Source organism: Geodermatophilus sp. SYSU D00691 (genome assembly GCF_054050275.1).
This window is the reverse complement of sequence record NZ_JBJGYZ010000080.1, coordinates 1-1521: the sequence shown is the minus strand read 5'-3', so window position 1 is coordinate 1521 and position 1521 is coordinate 1. Positions and strand designations below refer to the sequence as shown.

The window sequence follows — 1521 nt, the reverse complement described above, 5'->3', positions numbered from 1 at the left end:
AGGACTAATGGGGGCTTACCGGGCCTCGCCATCTCTGGCAGGTTCGGTGCCGGTAGCGGCCGGTGGGTCAGCACTTGCAAGGACGGGAATCGCTGAATTCCTAGGCTCAGACCGTGCGCCCACCGGTCGTGAGGGGGCGGAACCGCTGATGGGATGACGTGCCCCGGTGTGGCCGGTGAGCACTTGACCATTAGTCCGCGGCTGTCTCCCTCCGCGCTGCCCGCAACTGCAGGGGGCCAGGACGAGGAGACGCGGATGCTGTTCGTCGGCGATGACTGGGCCGAGGACCACCACGACATCGAGGTGCAGGATGCTGACGGGAGGCGGCTGGCCCGGGCCCGGTTGCCGGAGGGCATCACCGGGCTGACCCGGCTGCACGAACTGATCGCCGAGCACCTGACCGAGGACGACGTCGACCCGGAGACGGGGTTCGTCGCGCAGGCCGTGGTGGTTGGGATCGAGACCGACCGCGGCACCTGGGTGGCGGCGTTGGCCGCGGCCGGCTACCGGGTGTTTGCGATCAACCCGATGTCGGTGGCCCGCTACCGGGAACGCCACGGCACATCCGGCGCCAAGTCCGACCGGGGAGATGCGCACGTGCTGGCCGAGATCGTCCGCCTGGACCGCGACCATCACCGGCCGATCGCCGGTGACAGCGCTGAGGTGGAGGGGTTGAAGTTGGTCGCCCGCTCGCATCAGGCGTTCATCTGGGACCGCACTCGGCACTTCCAGCGGCTGCGCAGCGCGCTGCGGGAATTCTTTCCCGCTGCGCTCGAGGCCTTTCCCGACCTGATGGCGCCGGAGGCGCTCGAACTGCTCGAACGCGCTCCCGATCCGGCGCGGGCGGCCCGGCTGTCCCGGTCGAAGATCACCGCCGCCCTGGCACGGGCGCACCGACGCGATCCCGAGACGAAGGCGGCAGCGATCCAGGCCGCGCTGCGGGCGCCGTCGCTGCGCCAGGCTCCGCCGATCGAGGCCGCCTACGCGGTCATCGTCGCCAGCGCCGTGCGGCTGATCGCGGGGCTGAACACCCAGATCGCGGAACTGCAGGCGGTGGTGGCCGAGGGTTTTGGCCGACACCCGGACGCTGAGATCCTCACCAGCCAACCCGGGCTGGGACCGGTCCTGGGCGCCCGGGTCCTCGCCGAGTTCGGCGATGACCGGCACCGCTACGCCGACGCCAAGGCCCGCAAGAACTACGCCGGCACCTCACCGATCACCCGCGCCTCGGGCACCCGCACGGTGGTGCTGGCCCGCTACTCCCGCAACAAGCACCTCGCCGACGCGACCCACCAGTGGGCCTTCTGCGCGCTGACCGCCTCACCCGGCGCCCGGGCCTACTACGACGCGATCCGGGCCCGCGGCGTCTCCCACCACGCCGCCCTCCGCCAGCTGGCCAACCGCCTCGTCGGCATCCTCCACGGCTGCCTCAAGACCACAACCACATACGACGAGAGCACCGCTTGGCCCGAGGTCACGACCGCGGCGGCTTGACCCGAGGAACCATGGGATGTCTGAGCC

The 1521-nt window shown here is 70.9% G+C and carries 1 protein-coding gene; it reads left to right on the top strand.

From position 1 onward, the window contains the following. Positions 1 to 255 precede the first annotated feature (255 nt). Complete coding sequence (locus ACI797_RS27795) at positions 256 to 1494, top strand: IS110 family RNA-guided transposase (RefSeq protein WP_456864103.1); 1239 nt, start codon at positions 256 to 258, stop codon at positions 1492 to 1494. Positions 1495 to 1521 lie beyond the last annotated feature (27 nt).

Bases quoted from the DNA above. Each gene is read 5' to 3' on its own strand.
- ACI797_RS27795 (WP_456864103.1), top strand. From the start codon at position 256: ATGCTGTTCGTCGGCGATGACTGGGCCGAGGACCACCACGACATCGAG.